The organism is Sphingomonas sp. CCH9-F2 (genome assembly GCF_001556735.1).
GTDB lineage: Bacteria > Pseudomonadota > Alphaproteobacteria > Sphingomonadales > Sphingomonadaceae > Sphingomonas > Sphingomonas ginsenosidimutans.
Window position 1 is genome coordinate 1 of the sequence record NZ_LSJO01000316.1, and the last position, 1,794, is coordinate 1,794.

1 protein-coding gene is annotated in these 1,794 nt (G+C 71.2%); it reads right to left on the bottom strand.

Translation table 11 applies throughout. The features are described from left to right. A partial coding sequence (locus AX685_RS09300; RefSeq protein WP_331710164.1) for a glycosyl hydrolase 2 galactose-binding domain-containing protein occupies nucleotides 1-1,794 on the bottom strand: 1,794 nt, incomplete at both ends.

The window sequence follows — 1,794 nt, forward strand, 5'->3', positions numbered from 1 at the left end:
CACCGCCGCCGACGTCTCGCCCGCCGGGGTCAGCGACTCGGCCCAGCCGGTCGGCGACTGCTTGATCGCGGCATGGCGCACGTCGATCAGCTTCTGCCCCGCCAGCGCACCGTTGGTGGTCTGCACGTTGACGCGGCGCAGCGCGCCCTTGGCGTCAAACAGCGACAGGTCGTAGCTCACCTCGCGGATGCCGAACCGCCCGCTCTTCACGTCGGACACGCCGCCCGCATCGCGCACCTGATAGGTGGCATGATACAGATGCGCATCGCCATAGCCGTTGGGCCACCACAAGACCGGGTTGGCGACCTTCAGCTGCGCGAATTCCGCAGGGGTGAAGCGCACTTCGCTGCGGCCCGCCGGGGCGGTGACCTGCTTGGTCGCCTCGACGCCCTCGAACGCCACTTTCACCGTCACCGGCGCCGCGGCACCGTCATTCTCGATCGGCACGGTGACATAGACGTCGGCCACGTCGGTGCGCGGCAGCGGCAGGTCGGTGACGACATGCGGGTCGAGGATGCGGACGTTGCCGTGCGCCACCAGCTCCACCGGGCGCCACAGCCCGGTGTTGCGGTCGCGAATGCCGGGGATCCAGTCCCACCCCTCGGTCGCGACGAAGGTCGGGCCGTCGATCGCCAGCTGCCCGCCGTTCTCGCCGACGCCCGCCTTGACGGATTGTTCGTGCGGGATGCCGGGGTGCGGCGGCGGCGACACCTTCACCGCGATGACGTTCTCGCCCGCGACCGGCATGTAATCGAACTGCCCGCGGATGAACGCGCCGCGCGTCGTGCCCAGCTTCTGCCCGTTCGCCCATACCTCGGCGGCATAATTGATGCCGCCGAACACCACGGTCAGCTTCCGTTCGGCGGCCTCGGCCGGCACGGTGAAGCTGGTGCGATACCAGTAATCCTGCCGCGCCAGGCTTTCGGGGATCTTCAGGTTGTTCAGCCCGTAATAGGGATCGGGATAGACGCCGCGATCGACCAGCGTCTGCAACACCGTGCCCGGCACCGTCGCCGCGCGCCACGTGCCGCTCGCCCGGCCCGGCCGCGACAGCGTGGCGCCGTCGCCGGTCACCTCGGGCGCGGCGGCCAGTTGCCAGCCGTTGATCTGCCACCGCCCCGCCGCGGTCGGCTGCACCGCCGGCGCGGTCGGCAGCGGCTTTGCCACCGGCGCGCTATAAGCGGCATCGCCGTTCGACTGCGGCAGCGTCCAGGCGTCCTGCTGCTGCGTCATGCCGATATTGGCGCTCTTCTGGAACAGCCACCCCTGCCCGACCTGCCACAGCTGGACGTTGGCGAAATCGGGCCGCGCGCGCACCGATGCCGCGACCTGCTGCGCGGTCAGCGCGTCGTCGTGCAGCGTTGCGCCCACCAGCGTCCCGCCGAAATGCACCGCCCCCGGCAGCGCGCGCGCGACATGCAGCGTCGCCATCGTCCGCGTCGATGCCAGTGCCGTTTGCGCCACGCGCCGGCCGTCGACGTACAGCGTCCCGCGCGTGCCGTCCGACGATGCGGTCACCTGCGTCCAGCGACCGGGGGTCAGCACCGGGCCGGCGATCGTCGCCGCGCCGTCGCGCCACGTCAGCCGCCCGTCCTTCAGCGTCAGCGCGCGCGCCTCGCCCAGCGCGATCAGCGGCACGTCGCCCGCCTGCCGCGCATCGGCCTTGATCCAGACGGAAAAGCTGTACGGCGCGCCCGCCGCGGCCACCCGCTCGTCGCCGCCGATCGCGCGCTCGATCCCGATCCCGCTGGGAAGGAATTCGGCGTTGTAAGGACCGCCATTGGCGGGCACCTC